Source organism: Ilumatobacter sp. (genome assembly GCF_046290335.1).
Taxonomy (GTDB): Bacteria; Actinomycetota; Acidimicrobiia; order Acidimicrobiales; family Ilumatobacteraceae; genus Ilumatobacter_A.
In genome coordinates, this window is record NZ_JBKAGH010000008.1 from 1 (window position 1) to 18,596 (window position 18,596).

Consider the following 18,596-nt stretch of genomic DNA (forward strand, 5'->3'; position numbering starts at 1 on the left):
GGATGCGTCGACTCACGTCACGTTCGGATGCGTCGACTCACGTCACGTTCGGATGGGTCGACTCACGTCTCCATGACGACGGGCACGATCATCGGGCGACGCTTGGTGCGTTCGCTCACGAACTTGCCGGCCGCACGACGTGCTTCGCGTTCGAGTTGCTCCACGTCGCGGATGCCGTCCGACAGGGCCCGCTCGAGCGCATCGGCGATCGTGTCGCATGCCTCGTCGAGCAGTGCTTCGGCTTCGGGGGCGTACACCCAGCCGCGGGTGATGATCTCCGGGCCGACCAGCACCTTGCCGGTCTGGACGTCGACCGTCGCGACCACGACGATCACGCCTTCCTCGGCCAGCTTCTGGCGGTCACGGATCACGCCGCTGCCGACATCGCCGACGATGCCGTCGACGTACAGATACCCCGACGGCACGCGGCCGACCTGAGCGAGGCCATCGCTGGAGAGTTCGAGCACGTCACCGTCTTCGCACTGGATGATCCGGTTGCGCGGGACGCCCATCAACTCGCCGAGCTTCGCGTTCGCCACCATGTGCCGGTACTCGCCGTGGATCGGCACGAACCACTCGGGGTTGACGATCGACAGGTAGGTCTTGATGTCGTCGGCCTGAGCGTGTCCGGTGGCGTGGACGTCCATGACGCCGGAATGGATCACGTCGGCGCCGAGGCGTAGGAGGCCGTCGATCACCTTGTTGACGTTGCCCTCGTTGCCGGGGATGGCATGGCTCGACAGCACGACGGTGTCGGACTCGCCGAGCTTGAGGAACTTGTTCTCGCCACGAGCCATCAGCCCGAGTGCCGACATCGGCTCGCCTTGCGAACCCGTCGAGATCACGCAGATCTGGCCGGGCTCGTACTTGTCGATCTCCGAGATGTCGATGAGCGACGACTCGGGAATGTTGAGCACCTTCAGGTCGAGGCCGAGCCGGATGTTCTTCTTCATGCTCAGCCCGAGCGTGGCGACCTTGCGACCATCGGCGATGGCGGCCGTTGCGATCTGCTGGATGCGATGCAGATGGCTCGCGAAGCTGGCGGTGACGATGCGACGATCGCGGTGCTGCGCGAACAGCGTCGTCAGGACACCACCGACGTTGGTCTCGCTGGGCGCGAAGCCGGGCTCTTCCGCGTTGGTCGAGTCCGACATCAACAGTCGGACGCCTTCGGTCTTCGCGATCTGGCCGATGCGCGCCAGATCGGCGCGGCGTTCGTCGACCGGCGTGAGATCGAGCTTGAAGTCGCCCGAGTGCAACACCACACCTTGCGCGGTGTGTACGGCGATGGCGTGCGCGTGCGGCACCGAGTGGGTGACGGGGATGAACTCGATCAGCAGCGAGCCGACGTCGATCTGTTGCCCGTCTTCGACCGAGCGGCGGTCGATCCGGCCGAGCAGGCCCGCTTCCTCGATGCGGCTGCTGGCCAGGCCGAGCGCGAGCTTCGAGCCGTAGACCGGCAGTGGCCCGTCGAGCAGGTGGCCGATCCCGTCGTTGTCACGAAGCAGATACTGGATCGCTCCGATGTGATCCTCGTGGCCGTGGGTCAGCACGATCCCGGCGATCTGCTTGGCGTTGTCACGCAAGTAGGTGAAGTCGGGCAGGATCAGGTCGATCCCGTGCATGTTCATCTCGGGGAACATCAGCCCGCAGTCGATGAGCACGATCGTGCGGTCCGGGTCGTCCGCGGCCCCCTGCTCGATCGCCATGCAGTTGCGACCGATCTCACCGAGGCCTCCGAGGAAGACGATGCGCACCGGCACCTTCGGATCGAGGCGAGCGGTCAGGGGTTGTTGCTTCGTTCGGGCGTCAGCCACGGGAGGTCACCAATCGTTCGTAGACGCCGACGGCCGTCTGCTCGAGGCCTTCCGGGGCGGGCCCCATCGGCAGTCTGGCTTCGCCGACCGAGTGGCCGAGCGTTCTGAGCATCGCTTTGGCGGGGAGCGGATTCGGTGCCGCGTCGCCGGTCTCGAAGTCATAGCTCTCGAGTTGGCGTGCGTTGATCTCGCGGGCGGCTGCCGCGTCGCCACGACCCCACGCGTCGAACATCTCCACGTGATCGGGGGCGCACCAGTGCGTCGCCACGCCGACCGCACCGACGGCACCGACGGCGAGCAACGGCAACGTCATCGAGTCGTCACCGGAGTACACCTCGAAGTCGGCGGGCGTGTCGAACACGATGCGGGCGGTCGCGCCGGGATCCTTCGCCGCGTCCTTGAGCGCCACGATGTTGGGCACCGTGTTGGCGAGCGAGGTGATCAGCGCGCCGTCGATCTTGCGACCGGTGCGCACGGGGATGTCGTAGAGCATGATCGGCAGCTCGGTGTTGTCGGCGATCGCCCGGAAGTGGGCCTCGATGCCCGACTGGGACGGCCGGCTGTAGTACGGGCACACGCCGAGGATCCCGGCGACGCCGAGCTTCTCCGCTTCGACGGTCAAGCCGATGTCTTGGCGCGTGTTGGACCCGGTGGTGCCGGCGATGATCGGGACGGTCACCGCGGCGGCGACCGCTTCGAACAGGGTCAGCTTCTCGTCGATCGACAGCGTCGCCGACTCCCCCGTGGTTCCTGCGACGACGAGCCCTTCGTTGCCCTGCTCGACGAGCCACTTCGCGAGCGTCACCGCGGCGTCGACGTCGAGTTCGCCCTGGTCGTCGAACGGCGACACCATCGCCGTGAGCACTCGACCGAAACGAGCCATCACCGCGCTCCGTGGACGCGGCTCGGTTGCATCTGCACATTCACGCCAAAGAACCTAGGGCAAACCAAGAACGATCCCGCGACCCGATCCCAGAAAGCCAAAGAGCGGGTCGACGAAGTCGAGCAAATCGGCGCGGCCCTGCCGACAGCGGCGGTGCACCCGTGTCCGAGCGCAGCGAGTCCGGGCGCAGCCCGGAGAAAAGAGTTTTGAGGCGACGAAGTCGCCGGCGACGTCAGTCGCCTGAGCGGCGAAGCCGCTCAAAAACTCCCTTCGGTCGCCCGGTCGATGTCTTGGGTGAGGATCAGGTCTTCGTGCAGTTCCATCCAGATGTCGTGGTAGCTGCCGCACATCACGCCGGTGAACATCATCGTCTCGCCGGCCTGCACCTTGGCGACTGCTTCGGTGAGACGCGTGGAGTACGGCGCGAGTCGGGCGATCTCGTCGCCCATGGCGTCGATGATCGGTTTTGCCTGTTCGTGCATCTCGGCCAGTTGGGCGATGACGCCGGCGTCGTAGTCGGTGTCGGTGTGGTCGTTGGGTGCGCCGTCGCGGAGCTGCCATTCGCCGCACAACTCCTTGAACCGGACGTTGACCTCGACGAAGTCGGGGTAGTGCGCTTCGAGCGCAGCGGACGCGTCGAAGTCGTGGAGATCCTCGCTCAACTGGTCGAGGTGGGCCTCGCGGCCTTCGGCGGTCAGCTGCCAGAGCGACCGCTTGTCACGGAACTGCGCGTGCCCGGCTTCGGCCAGGTGCCCGAGGTGCTGCTCGACGTCACCCACCGGCTGCGACGTCATGTCGGCGAGCGTGGCCGCATTGGCGAATCCCTTGATCCGCAGTGCGTGGAGTGTTCGAAACGGTCCGGTCGATTCGTGCGCCATGGGGCGCAGTGTTGCCGACGCTGCCGAGGCGCTACGAATTCAAGGCGCGCTGCGGACCCGGGAGCAGCGCGGCCTCCGCAGCTTGCACGGCCAGCCGGCGAGCCTGACGCGACGACCACACGGCGTAGAGCACGGCTCCGAGCACGATCGGGGTGACGTAGGTGAGCAGCCGGTAGACGACGACGCCGGCGAGCGCGAGCGGGGCGGTCACCCCGGCTGCGACGAGCGCGCCGGTGAGGCCTGCCTCGACGACACCGATGCCACCGGGGGTCGGGGCGAACGTGCCGAGCAGGTGGGTGAGGAAGAACAGTCGGAAGAACTCCGTCGCCCCCAGTTCGTCACCGACGCCGACGCCCCGCAAGGCGACGAGCAAGATGACCGCGCCGCACGCTTGCGCCGCGACGGTGCGGGTCAGGATCCACCACGGCCGCTTCGCCATCTCGAGCAGTTCGAGGCGCACGGCACCGATGCCGGACGCCGGGTCGTGCGAACGGCACGCGGTGATGCGACGGGCGAGGCGAGCCCACACACCGCGGGTCTGACGCGACGCCCACCCCTCGAGGCGTTCCGAGCGGAGCACGACCGACCAGAACACCACCGACAGCACCAGCACGACGACGATGCCGATCAACATCGCCACGTCGGTGAGGCGTGCCGGACGCTGCGTGAGGTCGATCAGCAGTGCGATGAGCGGCAAGAGCCACGACGCGAAGGTGGTGGCGATCCCGTAGGCGACCAGGGTCGTGGCGAATCGTGTGGTCGGCACACCCGAATCGCGAGCGATCGACCACCGCAGCGCCGTGCCGAGCGCGCCACCGAACGGCACGCCCTTGCTCACGGCGTTGCCGACGTCGTGGATCGTCACCGCTCGCCCGAGCGACACGTCGCCGAGCATCCGGCGCATGATCCCAGCTCGCGACAGGCGCTCGTAGGTCGCCAGCACGACGAGGCCGACGATGGTGAGCATCGACAGCTTCCCGATCTGGCTGATGGCGTCGCCGATCAGACCCCGCTGGAGGTACACCGCAGCACCGAGCGCAACCGCCAACACCGCCATGGCGACGATGCGCAGCGTCGCCGTCCGCGCCGCACGCTCCGAGGGGATCGTCATCGTCGATGACGGTAGGAGCTGCGGCACGGCCATGCTCAACTGTTCGGCATTTCTTCAGCCGATCGTCAGCACTCGGCTGTGTGACACCCGTCACGGTCATGCAGCAGCGTCACACGCTTCCAGTAGCGAGTACGGCACGACGCTGGCTGCGAGGTCGACGAAGCCCGACCAGAAACGATCTGGCGTGCTCAGGCCAGAGACGGGTCCGCTCTGCTCGTACGCGGCAGGCTCGTTCGGCGGCGTGATGGCCCACAGGAGCGCACTGTCGTCCGACTCGCCGAGCGGAGACACTCCACCGAGGAGGGCAACGTCGTTCGCGCCCTCCGGCAGGTTGAGGCCCCAGTTGGCTGGGATCGTGTCGAGGGATTGCAGGTCGCCGTCGATGGCGAGTTCGACGTCGACACCCCGCGTGATGTCGCCGACGAGCCGAAAGCGCACCCCGACTCCCGCAACATCGAGCGACACGGCGACATCACCTGGCCGCTCGGCGATCTCGACCAGAGATATCTGCGCGCCAGTGCCCTCGATGACCGCACACGTCGGCGTCCTTGGATCATCGGGCGGATCGTCGGCTGGAGCAGGAGCCGCGAGGGCCTCCTGATCGGGCCGCCGATCAGGATCGACGAGCGACTCGGCGGTGACGATCCCCGACTCTGCCACCACATCCACGGAGGCATCGGTGCTCGACATCGACGACTGGTCCACGTCGGAGCGAACCATGTCGGGCTCGGAACTGCAAGCGACAAGCGCAAGCACCATGACGGTTGGCACCCACATCTTGCGCACATCGCCTCCTCGGCCCGGACGGCCCGGACGGCCCGGACAATGTCAACCTACTGTCACTCCGTTCCGACGTCGATGGCCGTCACGCCGCGTCAGGGGAAACGGGTTCAGGGGAGGCGGCTGACGCCGTCGGCAATGGCGGCTTCGGCGACCGCCGCGGCGACGCACATCGACACCGAGCGATCGAACACCGACGGCATGATGTTGGTCGCCGACAACTCCTCGTCGCTCACCGACTCCGCGATCGCCGCGGCGGCTGCGAGCTTCATGCCCTCGGTGATGTCAGATGCCCGAGCATCGAGCGCCCCACGGAAGATCCCCGGGAACGCCAGCACGTTGTTGATCTGGTTCGGGTAATCGCTTCGACCCGTGCCCATCACGCTCACCAGATCCCCGACCAACTCCGGCTTGATCTCCGGATCGGGGTTCGCCATCGCGAACACGATCGGATCGGCATTCATGTTGGCGATGTCGTCGACCGTCAAGATGTCAGGCGCGCTCACGCCGATGAACACATCGACGCCGTGCATCACATCGCTCAACGCACCCTGCAACCCGTCGGGGTTCGTGTTCTCCGCGAACCACTGCTTCCAGGCGTTGAGCCCCTCACGACCGTCGTAGACCGCACCCTGGCTGTCGACACCGATGATCTTGCCGGCACCGGCACCCAACAGGATCTTGCCGATCGCGACACCGGCCGCGCCGACGCCCGAGATCACGATCGTCAGTTCGTCAATCTTCTTGCCGGTGACTCGCAAGGCGTTCTCCAGCGCCGCGAGCGTCACGACGGCGGTGCCGTGCTGGTCGTCGTGGAACACCGGGATGTCGAGCGCCTCCTTCAAGGCCTCTTCGACCTGGAACGCTCCGGGCGCGGCGATGTCTTCGAGGTTGATGCCACCGAACGTCGGGGCGAGGCGGATCACGGTCTCGATGATCTCCTCCGGCGACGACACGTCGAGACAGATCGGGAACGCGTCGACACCGGCGAACTCCTTGAACAACAGTGCCTTGCCCTCCATCACCGGCATCGCACCCTTCGGCCCGATGTCGCCGAGACCGAGCACCGCGGTGCCGTCGGAGACGATCGCGACGGTGTTGCGACGGATCGTGTACACGTCGGCGAGGGATTCGTCGGCCTCGATCGCCTTGCACACGCGGGCGACACCCGGCGTGTACGCCATCGACAGGTCGTCCTGGTCACCGACGGGGCACAGCGACAACACTTCGATCTTGCCGCCCTCGTGCATCCGGAAGGTGCGGTCGTGCCACTCTTCGAGCACGACACCCTCGGTGGCTTCGACCGCGGCGACGATCTCGGCCTGGTGCGCCACGCTCTTGCAGTTGACGACGATGTCGCGTTCGAGATGACGCCCCTTCGCCACGAATCCCTCGATCGCGAAGATGTTGCCGCCCGCCGCACCGATCGCCGTGCACAGACGCCCGAGCACACCGGGGGTGTTGTCGAGAGTGACGTCGAGGGAGATCGAATACTGAGTGGCGGGAGGCGCTGACATGAGCGGCGAGGCTACTTGCGCAAAGCGCCGTGAACCCTGCCCGATTCGATCATTCCGGCAACGTCTGGATGTCGCTAGCGTGCACGTTGCGTGAACAACCATCCAAGGAGAACCGCCGTGTACACGAGCATGAAGTCCACCTCTACCCGCCTCGCTGCCGCCCTCGCCGTCGGCGCGCTCGTCATGGCCGCGTGCGGCAGCGACGACGACGCCGCAGACGACGCGCCAGCAGACACCACTGCCGACACCGCCGCCGACACCCCGGCCGAGACGACGCCGGCCGACGCGGCCGACCCCTGCGCCAACACCATCGACGACGGTGTGCTCACCATCGCCACCGGTGAGCCGGCCTTCTTCCCGTGGGTCATCGACGATGCACCCGAATCGGGCCAGGGATTCGAAGCCGCGGTCGCCTACGCGGTCGCCGCCGAGATGGGCTACGCCGCCGACGCCGTCACCTGGGTACGCACGAGCTTCGACGAAGCCATCCAGCCCGGAGCGAAGAGCTTCGACCTCAACCTGCAGCAGTACTCGATCACCGCCGAGCGCGACGAGAACATCGACTTCTCGCTCCCCTACTTCACGAGCAACCAGGCGATCGTCGGCCTCGAAGGATCCGCTGCCGAAGGTGCCACGTCGATCGCCGACCTCAAGGGCGTGAAGTTCGGTGCACAGGTCGGCACGACCAGCCTGCAGTTCATCACCGACGTGATCCAGCCCGACCAGGAGCCGCTCGTCTACGACGACAACGTCGGCGCCAAGGCCGCGCTCGAAGCGAACCAGATCGACGCTGCGGTGTTCGACCTCCCGACCGCGCTGTTCGTCTCGGCCGTCGAGATCGAAGGCTCCAGCGTCATCGGCCAGTTCGCCTCCGACGCCGGTGAGAACACCGACCAGTTCGGCATGGTCCTCGAAGACGGCAACCCGCTCAAGGAGTGCGTCGACGCGGCGATCACCACGATCACCGACAACGGCACGCTCGATGCGCTCGTCACCGAGTGGCTCGCCGACAACACCGGCGCACCGTTCATCAGCGAGTGAACCTCCGGCGGGTAGCGGGAATCGACGAGTGAACCTCGGAGCGTGAGCGACTCCTTGACCCGACGGCAGGCCTACGAGCGAGGCCGCCGACGACGGGGCCTCATCATCGCGAGCGTGAGCACGACCATCGTCATCGCGACGTTGGTCGTGCTCATCCCGCGGGCGCCCCGCTGGGATCGGGTCAAGAAGTCGTTCTTCGACACCGAGATCCTCCGCGACTCGTTCCCCGACCTGGTTCGAGCGTTCTGGCTCGACATCCAGATCTTCCTCTGGTCGACCCCACTCATCTTCGTGCTGTCGCTGTTGATCGCGATCGCACGCAACTCGCGCAGCCCGGCGTTGTTCCCGCTGCGGGCCTTCGCCGTCGTGTTCACCGACGTGTTCCGCGGCGTTCCGGTGATCTTGATCATCTTCCTCGTCGGCTTCGGCGTACCCGGCCTCATCGACTCGCGCGCGTGGAGCAACCCGCTGATCTGGGGCACCGTCGCTCTCGTGCTGTCGTATTCGGCGTACGTGTCGGAGGTCTTCCGCGCCGGCATCGAGAGCGTCCACGAAAGCCAACGCGCCGCCGCGCGCTCACTCGGCATGTCGAGTTCTCAGACGATGTCGACCGTGATCCTGCCGCAGGCGATGCGCCGCGTCGTCCCCCCGCTCATGAACAGCCTCGTGAGCTTGCAGAAAGACGTCGCGCTGGTCAGTCTCATCGGGCCGGTCGAGATCTTGCGCCGGGCCGAGATCCAGAAGTCGCTCGCCGCCAACTTCACGCCGTACGTCGGCGCGGCGATCATCTTCCTGGCGCTGACGATTCCGTGCACCCGGCTCGCCGACTGGGCGCTCAGCCGTGAACGTCGCCGGACCGGCGCGACGGCGATCGCATGAGCACCGACCGCGAGCACCCCATGAGCGATCCCCTCGATCCCATCGCACCCGGCGGTTTCATCGCGCAGGCCGGCGTCAAGCTCGATCTGATCGGCGTGCGCAAGGCGTTCGGCGACACCCAGGTGCTACGCGGCATCGACCTGTCGGTGGCACACGGCGAGGTGATCACCCTCATCGGCGCGTCAGGCTCGGGCAAGTCGACCCTGCTGCGCTGCGCGAACCTGCTGGAGCCGATCGACGACGGCGCGATCCTGCTCGACGGCGTCGACATCGCCGAGCCCGGCCTCGACCCCGATCCGATCCGTCGCCGCATCGGGATGATCTTCCAGAGCTTCAACCTGTTCCCGCACATGAGCGTCGTCGACAACGTCGCCATCGGGCCACGCAAGGTGCTCGGTGTCGCCAAGTCCGAGGCCCGATCGCAAGCACGCGAACTCCTCGTGCGACTCGGTCTCGCGGATCGGATCGACGCCTACCCCGACCAGCTGTCTGGCGGCCAGCAGCAACGTGTGGCGATCGCCCGATCACTCGCCATGCAGCCCGAGGTGATGCTGCTCGACGAGATCACCTCCGCGCTCGACCCCGAACTCGTCGGTGAAGTCCTCGACGTGGTCCGCGACCTCAAGGCCGGCGGAATGACCATGCTGTTCGCGACCCACGAGATGGCGTTCGCCCGAGAGATCAGCGATCGAGTGTGCTTCCTCCACCAGGGTCAGATCCTCGAGCAGGGGCCACCCGATCGACTCTTCGGTGCACCGACCGAGGAACGCACACGGGTCTTCCTCCAGCGCGTCATCGACGCGGGTCGCCTGTAGCCGATGTCGAGTTGGCTACGTTTCTCCGTGATGCACGACACTGGGAGGGGCGAGCCGATGAACCGAGGTCGCCACCGTGTGCGAGCGATCGGGTTCGCACTCGTGGTGTCGCTGGTCGTCGTGCCGTTCACGGTCGCCGACGAGCGCGACCGCCCTGCCACTGCGGCCGCTGCGACCACCCGGTACGAACCGGTGCAGCCGTGTCGGCTTGCTGACACCCGGTCCGGTGTCGGCTTCAGCCTCCGCAACTGGCAGACCGCGCGGATCGGGCTCGACACCTGTGGGCTACCAACTGACGCTGCCGCGATCGTGGTCACTGCCACGATCGTCAACGACGCCGGACGCGGCTTTCTGACGCTCTACCCGGCAAGCTCCACCAGACCGAACGCTGCGAATCTCAACTGGGATCCCGGCATCACGAGGGGCAACACGGCGACCGTCGCGGTGAGCGCGGCGGGCGTCGACGTCTTCAAGAGCAACGGGTTCGCATCCGGTCACGTCGTCGTCGACGTCGTCGGCGCGTTCGTTCCGGCGACCGAGGCGACGAGTGGCCGCTTCGTCGCACCGGCCGCGCCACGCCGACTGGTCGACACTCGCGGCGGCCCGGCGCCGGCGAGCGGCGACGCGTTGCGCATCCCGGTTCCCGACGGCGTCGACGCCGACGCGACAGCGCTGGCGATCACCGTCACGGCGGTCAAGTCGTCGGGACGCGGGTTCTTCACCGCCTACCCCGCCGGCACCGACCGCCCCGAAGCGTCGCTGCTCAACGTCGATCGTGCCGGTCAGTTCCGCGCTGCGGCGACGGTGGTGCCGATCAACGCCGACGGCTTCGACCTCTATGTCGACACGAGCTCCCATGTCGTGGTCGACCTGACCGGATGGTTCACCGGCCCATCCGCCGATGCGTCGTCGGCGGGTCTGTTCGTCCCGGTCGCACCGCGGCGCATCCGTGACACCCGCCCCGAGGCGAAGCCGATCCACCCGACCGGCACGATCGACGTCGTCCTGCCGGGTCGCCTCACCGAAGGAGTGCAGACTGAGCCCCCCGCGGCCGTCGCCGTGAGCATGACGATGATCGACGCTCTGGGACAGGGCTTCCTCACCGCGCACGCCGCCCGCAACGCTCGGCCCGAAACGGCGTCTGGGTACGGATTGCGCGGCGAGTTGACCGCTCAGTTCGGCTTCACGGCCACGTCGAGCGCCGGGCTCGCCGTGTATTCATCGAGCGGCACCGAACTCACCGTCGACCTGCTCGGCTGGTTCACCGGCCCGAGCCTCGGCACGCCACTTCCCCCGGCTGTCAACCCGGTTCCTCGTCAGCGCGTCCTGGCCATCGGCGACTCGTCGATGGCGGGCGTCGATCGAAACTTCGCCAACGGGGCCCTGCTCGGCGCCGACTTCACCTTCCTCGCCCGATCGTGCCGACGCCTGGTTCGCCCGTCGTGTTCCGGTCGCGAGGGCCCGATTCCACCGCCGACCGCACTCGACACGATCAACGCCGCGGGCGTGGACAACTATGACGTGCTGATCATGATGACTGGCTACAACGACCTGATGCCCGGCGTCGCGAGCGATGTCCCGACGATCGTCGCCGCGGCCAGGCGTGCCGGGTTTCGCCGCATCATCTGGATGACGATGGCACGCGAGTTCCGCAGCGACCGCGGCGGCGCCGATTCGTTCCAGGTGTACGAAGGCCATAATTCGGCGATTCGGGCAAACGCCGCCGTACACGACTTCATGATCGCCGTCGAATGGTCGGCGCTGGTCCGCCAATCGCCGTCGTGGGTCTACAGCGACGGCATCCACCTCGACCGACCAGGCGGATGGGCCGCGGCCGACGTCATGTCGCGCGCCGTTGCCCACGTCACGGGACAGCCGTGCCCGCTTCCGGAGGTACCGGGCGGGGCGACCGCCGACGTGTGCCCCGACCCAGGCACCCGGCCGCCGATCGACGTGCGCCGCCTCTACGGGTTCTGATCGCCCGATCCGACGCGCTGAGCTCCTGCCTTCGATGAGGGCGATCCGCACGGCGAGCACCACCGCCTGCCATGCGACACTCGATTTCGCTCACTACCGTCGAACGAGTGCGTTGGCGACATCGAACACCGGGTGCACGCGTCGCCGCGTCGATCGTGTCGATCGTGCTGGTCATGTCCGGCGTGTCGACACTGCCGAGCGGAGCCGACGCGACCGCAACACCGAGGCAGGCACCGCCGGACGAACCATCGCAGTGGCAGCCGTCTGACTCCGCTGCCCAGGCCCCGTCGGGAGCCACGTCGTACACCGCACTTCGAGCCTGCCGCCTGCTCGACACCCGGCCCGGGGCTCCCGACGCCGAGATCGACACCGCGCAGGTCGACGACCGCACATTGCGGTTGTCCGTCGACGGATGCGCCATCCCCAACGACGCGACGGCGGTGCTCGCGACCACCACGATCGTGCGACCTGCCCGCACCGGTTGGCTGGTCGCCTATCCGACGGGCACGTCGACACCGACTGCGGCAACGTTGAACTGGGTCGCTGGCGCGACCCGCGGTAACACCACGGCGATCACCGTCGGCGACGATCGTCTCGTCGACGTACGACGAAGCGACGGCTTCGGGGCCGGTGACCTCGTCATCGATGTCGTCGGCGCATTCGTCCCCGCCACCGGTGCGACGCGAGGCCGCTTGGTGCCGGTGGAGGCGATGCGCCTGCTCGACACCCGCGAACGCGCCACTGGAAGACTCGATGCCGACGCGTCGACACGCATCCCGCTCCCCGACGGAGTTCCGGCTGACGCGGACGCCGTCGCGATCACCGTCACGGCGATCGATCCCACCCGTCGGGCCTTCGTGACCGCGTACGGCGCAGGGACCGATCGGCCGAACGCGTCCATGCTCAATGTCGACGTTGCCGGTCAGTTCCGTTCGTCGTCGACGATCGTGCCCGTGACCAGCGACGGGTTCGAGGTGTTCGCATCGAGCGACATGCACCTGACGGTCGATCTCACGGGATGGTTCACCGGGCCCTCGGCGGCCGAGTCCATCGACGGCCTGTTCGTTCCCGTAGCACCGCGGCGGCTCCGCGACACCCGACCGGAGACGCATCCGATCCACGAGCGCGGCACGATCGAGGTGGCAGTTCCCGATACTCCTGCGGCGGTGATGACGAGCATGACGCTCATCAGCCCCGACGAGCGTGGCTTCCTCACTGCGCATGCTGCTCGAACCGAGCGGCCGACCACGGCGTCGGGCTACGCGATGCGCAACGAGACCACGGCCCAGTTCTCGATCACGCCAGCGTCGACAACCGGCCTCGCGGTGTACTCGGAACGAGGCACCGATCTGACCGTCGACCTGCTCGGCTGGTTCACCGGTGCGCCCGTCGACGAGACCCTCGATACCGCACCACCGAACCCGGTCCGCTTCCCGCGCGTCATCGCGATCGGCGACTCGACGATGGCCGGTGTGCGGTGGTATCGAACGCAAGGCGCGCTCACCGGTGCGTCGTGGACCTTCGACGGCGAATCATGTCGTCGCCTCGTCAGGGCGTCGTGTCGAGGGCGCGAGGGCCGCGTGCCGTCGACGGTTCTCGAGCGTCTCACGGTCACCCCCGACGTGTTCGACGTCCTCGTCGTCATGACCGGCTACAACGACGTCGCGTCCACCTTCGCCGCCGATGTCGAGCAGGTGATGGCAGCGGCGCGCGCCAAACACATCCGTCGGGTCGTGTGGCTGACCTACTCCCGCGAGTTCGCCACGGACCGCGGTGCGACCGGCGCACCTCAGATCTACGCGTTCCACAACGCGCTGCTGCGCGAGGCCGGCGAGCGCTTCGACGACCTCGAGGTCGTCGAGTGGTCGACGGTCGCCCGACAACGACCGACGTGGTTGCACGCCGACGGCATCCACTTCACCAACGAGGGCTCGTTCGGCAACGCCGACTTCATGTCACGAGCCGTCGCCCACGTGACCGGTCAACCCTGCCCGGTCGGACCAGCCGACGACCCGGTGTGCCCCGACCCCGGCCGCGTCGACATCCCCGACGTGCGGTCCCGTTACGGCATCGTCGACACCACCCTGCAGTGCTGGGAAGTCGGCCCCACGCGCGAGCCGGTCTGCCTCACCGACCCCTACGCCACGTAAGGGCACGGCGAAAGGTCATGGTGCCTGGCACCATGACCTTTGGTGAAGGTTCGCATGGGCGGTCAACTGCCGAGGCCGCAGACCAGGCCGCGGTTCAGGCAGTTGGTGACTTCGCTCTCCAGCTTGTCCTGATCCCAGGTGTTCCAGAAGTCGGCGTGGGCCGTCTCGAGCGAACCCGAGCTCAGCGAGAGTCCGGTGGGATCGACCGGCGGGAAGTCGATCGCCATCAGCAATTGCGGCACGGCGATCGGATGGCTGTCGGGGCAGCCGCCGTCGCTGTAGCGCACGTGCGCGCCACTACCGAACGACGACAGCCGCGATCCGTCCCAGCAATCTGGAAACGTGATCCACAGTCGCAGGGTGCTGTTGCTCGAACACGCCGGCGGCTCGACCTCTCGTCTCGCTCCACCACCGCATCCCCACGCGACCACGTCGAGGTCCGGGGTCTCGGCCGCCGCCGCGTCGCCGGCGATCATCATGAAGCCCGCCGGGTACGCGACGACGTCGGCGTGGTCGACGCCGTTGCCCGGCCGGTAGTACGCGGTGAGACCGAGCGCGTCGATGCGAGCACCGCGGTCGTCGAGCAGCGTCGGCGACCAATACGAGGCGGTGTCGAGCCGCTGATCGCACGACGTCGTCGCCCCGATCGCCCGCTCGTAGCCGGGATCGGAGTCGACGGCGTTGTTGCCGAAGAACTGGTGCTGATGGCTGGCACCCGGCTGCCAGGGCAGCACGATCGGATCGTCGAATGCGAGATGGCTCACCTCGCATTCGACGACGAACTGCGGCACGCGCCCCTGCGGCCCGATGCGCTGCGGGTCGATCTCACCGCCCGCGTCGGAACCAGGCTCGCCGCCACCGCACGCCGCCGACACGATCGCCAGGACGATCGTCGACGCTGCGACGATCGCGCGGAGGCGCCCGATCGACTCAGCCTTCCGGGGTCGTGATGGCGTCAAGATCGATCTCGTACGGCACGTCGCGTGCTGGACGGGCAGGCGCCGTCGCGGCGTCCGGCATGTCGTCGAGGTCGGGCAGCGGCGGCAACTCGGCGATCTCGTAGTTCACCGATGGCGGCCGCGTCTCGACTTCGCCGAGCCACGCCAACACGTTGAGCGCATCGACAGCCCACGCCTCGTCCGTCTCGGGGAGGATGTCGCCGTCACAGTTGGCGATCGTCTCGAGCGCTGCCGGCTTGGTGGTCGCGAACGTGTTGCCCGCCCAGCAGTTGCGCAGCGAGCCGGTCGGCGCCTCGACGCCAGCGACGCCGAGGTCGGCTTCACGGCTGTCGCGGACCACGTTGTCACGGATCACGTTGTCGTACGCCTCCCACAGCAACACGTCGGGGATCTCGTCCGCCAGCGGCGCATCGCGCTGTTCGGCACACGTCAGATCCCACTCGTCCTCGGTCGGCAGGTCGTCGTTGGGTCCTTCTTCGAGGAACGGAGTGAGACCGATGCCGGTCTTGTCGTGGTCGTAGACCAGGTTCTTCTCGACACGGTTGCCGACGCCGCCGGGGATCAGGATCCCGTTCCCCATCGCCAAGAGCGCGACGTCGATGGCGGGCGTGTCGGGCTGGTTGTTCGAGTACACCGTGTTGCCCATGATCACGTTGTCGCGCTGCGGGTAGCAGAGTTCGTAGCTGCCCGAGTTCGGCACGATGCCCGCCCGGTTGTTGCGAAACGTCGAGTTGACGATCGCGAGGTTGCCACCTGCGTTGGTACCCGAGTAGCCGAGTCCGTTGTGCTCGGACAGCACGTTGTCCATCACGGCGTCGCACGGGAAGCACTGACCGATGTAGAACCCCGCGTCGGGGCTGCCGGCGCCGTAGGAGTTGTCGATCTGACCGACGACGGAATCGAACGCGTAGATCCCGTAGTCGCCGTTGCGATACGCGCTGACATACGACACGCGGTACCCCTCGGCGGAGATGAAGAACACGCCATTGTTGGTGTAGTTCTGCGTGGTCAGGTTCTCGACGGCGACGCCCTTGGCCCCGAGCACCCTGATGCCGTTGTCGAGTTCGAACTGTCCGTCGAGCACCACGCCTTCTCGTTCCAGACCGCGGATGACGATGTCGTCGGTGACCACCGAGACCGCCTCGTTGTAGACGCCCGGCGAGATGAGCACGAGGTCACCCGGAACGGCAGCGTCGACCGCCTCGGTGATCGTCGCGAACTCGTCCGGCACTGCGAGGATGCCGTCGGCACTCGGCCCGTCCGGATCGGTCGCAGGCGGATCGGTCGCGGGTGGGTCGGTCTCGGGAGGATCCGTTTCGACCGGATCGGTGGCCGGCGGATCGGTCGCCGGCGGCTCCGTCTCGGGAGGATCGGTCGCCGGTGCCTCGGAGGCGGCGGGGGCCGGCTCGTCGACCTCTGCTGAACCGTCGCTGCCGCCGCACGCCGCGATCACCAATGCCGCGCCGCAGGCCAGTGCCCACATCTTCTTCATCGTTCCCCCTGATGGTTGCTCGTCACGTCGACGTTCAGGCGACTGCCCGATGTCCGAGACGGTAGTTGCTTCGAGCCGGGCACGACGATCTTCGCGCCGCACCCTGCGATGAACGGCCCGGATCGGCGGATCAGGCCGGGACCGTGACGACGATCGTGCCGACCATGCCGACCTCTTGCGTACCGTGGATCGAGCAGTAGTACGGGAACACGCCCGGCGTGTCGAACACGTACGCGTACTCGTCACCGGGCGCGAAGTCGGCGGTGTCGGCCCGGAACGTCGTCAGCTCCGCGACCTCGTCGACCGGCAACACGTTGTGCTCGTTGCGCCCGCCGTTGATCCACAGGACCTCGGTGCCTGCCTCGATCTCGAGCGTCTCCGGTCGGAAGCTGTTGTCGAGCGAGCGCACTTCGACCGTCACACCGTTCGCGGGAAACGTCTCCGGATCCGCACTCGCCGTCTCGACGATCCCGGCCTCGTCGACACTGCTGGCCGCATCCTCCATGGCGGGCGCCGGTGTCGTCGCCGGGAGCGGCGCGCGCGTCGCCGGGGGCGCGTCGACGGTGTACACGTCGCTCTCGTCGGGCGCGCACCCCAACGCCAGCACCCCCAGCACGCCGGTCAGCGTGAGTATCCGTCGGGCCGTCATCGAACCGGACGTCATTGGGCCATCAACGCGTTCGCGTACTCGCTGCGTAGGTCCTTCTTGGAGAACTTGCCCACGCTCGTCTTGGGGACCTCGTCGATCCAGACGATCCCCTTCGGCAACTGCCACTTGGCGACCTTGCCGTCGAGGAACTCGATGATCGCATCCTCCGTGGGCTCCTCGCCCGGCGCACGCACGATGCACGCCAGCGCGGCCTCTCCCCACTTCGGGTGCGCCACACCGATGACGGCGGCCTCCGCGACCTGCGGATGCGCCATGATCTCGTTCTCCAACTCGACCGACGAGATCCACTCGCCGCCCGACTTGATCAGGTCCTTCGTGCGGTCGACCAGCCGGATCCGACCGCGCTCGTCGACGGCCGCGACATCGCCGGTCTTCAGCCAACCGTCGGCGGTGAAGCTCTCACCACTGCGCGGATCGTCGTAGTAGTCGGCGGCGATCCAGTTGCCACGACACTGCAGTTCGCCGCTCGACGCACCGTCCCACGGGATCGGTTCGAGGGTTTCGGGATCGACGACGCGGGCTTCGACGCCGAAGCTGATCCGGCCGACCTGGGTGCGGAGCTCGGCTTGCTCGTCGACGCTGAGCAAGCGCTGGTCGACGTCGAGATGACAGACCGAGGCGATCGGGCTGGTCTCGGTCATCCCCCACGCCTGCAGGACCGGCAGTCCGAGCTGCTCGCGATACCCCTCCGACAACGACTTCGGCACGGCCGACCCACCGCACGGGATCGCCCGCAACGACGACGTGTCCTTGCCCTTCAGCTCTGGGAGCACGGCCATCCAGATCGTCGGGACGCCCGCAGCCACCGTGACCTTCTCGTCGACGATCAGCTTCGCGAGTGCCGGACCCGACAGGTCGGGTCCGGGCATGACCAGCGACGCGCCACTCGCCACGGCGGCGTGCGCCAGCCCCCAGGCGTTGGCGTGGAACATCGGCACGACCGGCAAGATCACGTCGGCTTCGCACGCTCCGAGGCTGTCGGACATCATCGCGCCCATCGTGTGCAGGAACGTCGAACGGTGGGTGTAGACGACGCCTTTCGGGTTGCCGGTCGTGCCGCTCGTGTAGCACATGCTCGCGGCGCGCCTTTCGTCGGTGATCTCCGGGAAGTCGATCGGCGACGCCGCCGCGAGCAGCTCCTCGTAGTCGTGGAGCTGCACGTCACCGAGGTCGAGATCGGGAACGCTTCCGGCACCGTCGTTCATGATGACCAGGTGACGTAGCCGCTCGAAGGTCGGCAACAGCGGGGCCAGGAGACCCATCAGCGACTGGTCGGCGAAGATCACCTCGTCGTCGGCATGGTTGACGATGTAGGTCAGCTGTTCGGGGAACAGCCGGATGTTGAGCGTGTGGAGCACCCGCCCGGTGCACGGCGCCGCGAAGTACAGCTCGAGGTGGCGCGCCGTGTTCCAGGCGAACGTCGCGACGCGACCGTCGGCGGAGATACCGAGGGTGTCGAGCACATCCGCGAGGCGACGCGTGCGCTGTGCCCACTCTGCATAAGTCGTGCGCTCGAGACCGGCGCCGGTCGCGGTGATGATCTCTTTGTTGCCGAAGTACTTCTCGGCACGATCGAAGAGATGTGTGATGGTCAGCGGAACGTCTTGCATCAGGCCCTGCATGGCCT

Annotated in this window: 15 protein-coding genes; 5 read left to right on the forward strand and 10 right to left on the reverse strand. The window is 67.3% G+C overall.

The genetic code is table 11. The features are described from left to right. Positions 1-62 precede the first annotated feature (62 nt). From ACE37B_RS21895 to ACE37B_RS21920, 6 genes are all read right to left on the reverse strand, one after another. On the reverse strand, positions 63-1,817 hold the full coding sequence (locus ACE37B_RS21895) for a ribonuclease J (protein WP_409925472.1): 1,755 nt from the start codon (positions 1,815-1,817) through the stop codon (positions 63-65). Beyond that, entirely contained in the window at positions 1,810-2,700 is an 891-nt protein-coding gene (dapA, locus tag ACE37B_RS21900) for a 4-hydroxy-tetrahydrodipicolinate synthase (protein ID WP_409925473.1), read from the reverse strand. Before dapA ends, ACE37B_RS21895 begins: the two co-directional genes overlap by 8 nt. Positions 2,701-2,957: 257 nt before the next feature. Further along, on the reverse strand, positions 2,958-3,578 hold the full coding sequence (locus ACE37B_RS21905; RefSeq protein ID WP_409925474.1) for a MarR family transcriptional regulator: 621 nt from the start codon (positions 3,576-3,578) through the stop codon (positions 2,958-2,960). Between the two features lie 31 nt (positions 3,579-3,609). Next, positions 3,610-4,689, reverse strand: coding sequence for a YbhN family protein (locus ACE37B_RS21910; protein ID WP_409925475.1), 1,080 nt, complete (start codon positions 4,687-4,689; stop codon positions 3,610-3,612). Positions 4,690-4,785: 96 nt separating this feature from the next. Next, positions 4,786-5,394 carry a hypothetical protein gene (locus tag ACE37B_RS21915; protein WP_409925476.1) on the reverse strand — a complete coding sequence of 203 codons (609 nt, stop codon included), beginning with the start codon at positions 5,392-5,394 and terminating at the stop codon, positions 4,786-4,788. A gap of 185 nt (positions 5,395-5,579) precedes the next feature. Next, entirely contained in the window at positions 5,580-6,986 is a 1,407-nt protein-coding gene (locus ACE37B_RS21920) for an NAD-dependent malic enzyme (protein ID WP_409925477.1), read from the reverse strand. 129 nt (positions 6,987-7,115) lie between these two features. Between ACE37B_RS21920 and ACE37B_RS21925 the strand changes: the two genes are divergently transcribed. From ACE37B_RS21925 to ACE37B_RS21945, 5 genes are all read left to right on the forward strand, one after another. After that, positions 7,116-8,027: a transporter substrate-binding domain-containing protein gene (locus ACE37B_RS21925; RefSeq protein ID WP_409925478.1), complete on the forward strand. Its 912-nt coding sequence runs from the start codon at positions 7,116-7,118 to the stop codon at positions 8,025-8,027. A gap of 114 nt (positions 8,028-8,141) precedes the next feature. Next, complete coding sequence (locus ACE37B_RS21930; protein ID WP_409925479.1) at positions 8,142-8,906, forward strand: amino acid ABC transporter permease; 765 nt, start codon at positions 8,142-8,144, stop codon at positions 8,904-8,906. Positions 8,907-8,926: 20 nt separating this feature from the next. Then, positions 8,927-9,721, forward strand: coding sequence for an amino acid ABC transporter ATP-binding protein (locus tag ACE37B_RS21935; RefSeq protein ID WP_409925651.1), 795 nt, complete (start codon positions 8,927-8,929; stop codon positions 9,719-9,721). A 30-nt stretch (positions 9,722-9,751) separates the two neighbouring features. Continuing rightward, positions 9,752-11,698 carry an SGNH/GDSL hydrolase family protein gene (locus ACE37B_RS21940; protein WP_409925480.1) on the forward strand — a complete coding sequence of 649 codons (1,947 nt, stop codon included), beginning with the start codon at positions 9,752-9,754 and terminating at the stop codon, positions 11,696-11,698. A 107-nt stretch (positions 11,699-11,805) separates the two neighbouring features. Beyond that, the gene (locus ACE37B_RS21945) at positions 11,806-13,848 is read left to right on the forward strand and encodes an SGNH/GDSL hydrolase family protein (RefSeq protein ID WP_409925481.1); all 2,043 of its coding nucleotides are present in this window, start codon (positions 11,806-11,808) and stop codon (positions 13,846-13,848) included. Between the two features lie 62 nt (positions 13,849-13,910). Here ACE37B_RS21945 and ACE37B_RS21950 read toward each other — a convergent pair whose 3' ends face one another. From ACE37B_RS21950 to ACE37B_RS21965, 4 genes are all read right to left on the reverse strand, one after another. Further along, on the reverse strand, positions 13,911-14,807 hold the full coding sequence (locus tag ACE37B_RS21950) for a DUF1996 domain-containing protein (protein ID WP_409925482.1): 897 nt from the start codon (positions 14,805-14,807) through the stop codon (positions 13,911-13,913). Continuing rightward, positions 14,779-16,299 carry a right-handed parallel beta-helix repeat-containing protein gene (locus ACE37B_RS21955; protein WP_409925483.1) on the reverse strand — a complete coding sequence of 507 codons (1,521 nt, stop codon included), beginning with the start codon at positions 16,297-16,299 and terminating at the stop codon, positions 14,779-14,781. Before ACE37B_RS21955 ends, ACE37B_RS21950 begins: the two co-directional genes overlap by 29 nt. Before the next feature lie 130 nt (positions 16,300-16,429). After that, the gene (locus ACE37B_RS21960; RefSeq protein ID WP_409925484.1) at positions 16,430-16,963 is read right to left on the reverse strand and encodes a plastocyanin/azurin family copper-binding protein; all 534 of its coding nucleotides are present in this window, start codon (positions 16,961-16,963) and stop codon (positions 16,430-16,432) included. Further along, complete coding sequence (locus tag ACE37B_RS21965; protein WP_409925485.1) at positions 16,960-18,591, reverse strand: long-chain fatty acid--CoA ligase; 1,632 nt, start codon at positions 18,589-18,591, stop codon at positions 16,960-16,962. The genes ACE37B_RS21960 and ACE37B_RS21965 overlap by 4 nt, the downstream gene beginning before the upstream one ends. Positions 18,592-18,596 lie beyond the last annotated feature (5 nt).

Excerpts from the sequence above, each read along its gene's own strand:
- ACE37B_RS21965 (WP_409925485.1), bottom strand. The coding sequence starts at position 18,591 with ATGCAGGGCCTGATGCAAGACGTTCCGCTGACCATCACACATCTCTTC.
- ACE37B_RS21905 (WP_409925474.1), bottom strand. The coding sequence starts at position 3,578 with ATGGCGCACGAATCGACCGGACCGTTTCGAACACTCCACGCACTGCGG.
- ACE37B_RS21960 (WP_409925484.1), bottom strand. The coding sequence starts at position 16,963 with ATGACGTCCGGTTCGATGACGGCCCGACGGATACTCACGCTGACCGGC.
- ACE37B_RS21920 (WP_409925477.1), bottom strand. The coding sequence starts at position 6,986 with ATGTCAGCGCCTCCCGCCACTCAGTATTCGATCTCCCTCGACGTCACT.
- ACE37B_RS21925 (WP_409925478.1), top strand. The coding sequence starts at position 7,116 with ATGAAGTCCACCTCTACCCGCCTCGCTGCCGCCCTCGCCGTCGGCGCG.
- ACE37B_RS21940 (WP_409925480.1), top strand. The coding sequence starts at position 9,752 with ATGCACGACACTGGGAGGGGCGAGCCGATGAACCGAGGTCGCCACCGT.
- ACE37B_RS21955 (WP_409925483.1), bottom strand. The coding sequence starts at position 16,299 with ATGAAGAAGATGTGGGCACTGGCCTGCGGCGCGGCATTGGTGATCGCG.
- dapA (WP_409925473.1), bottom strand. The coding sequence starts at position 2,700 with ATGGCTCGTTTCGGTCGAGTGCTCACGGCGATGGTGTCGCCGTTCGAC.
- ACE37B_RS21910 (WP_409925475.1), bottom strand. The coding sequence starts at position 4,689 with ATGACGATCCCCTCGGAGCGTGCGGCGCGGACGGCGACGCTGCGCATC.
- ACE37B_RS21935 (WP_409925651.1), top strand. The coding sequence starts at position 8,927 with ATGAGCGATCCCCTCGATCCCATCGCACCCGGCGGTTTCATCGCGCAG.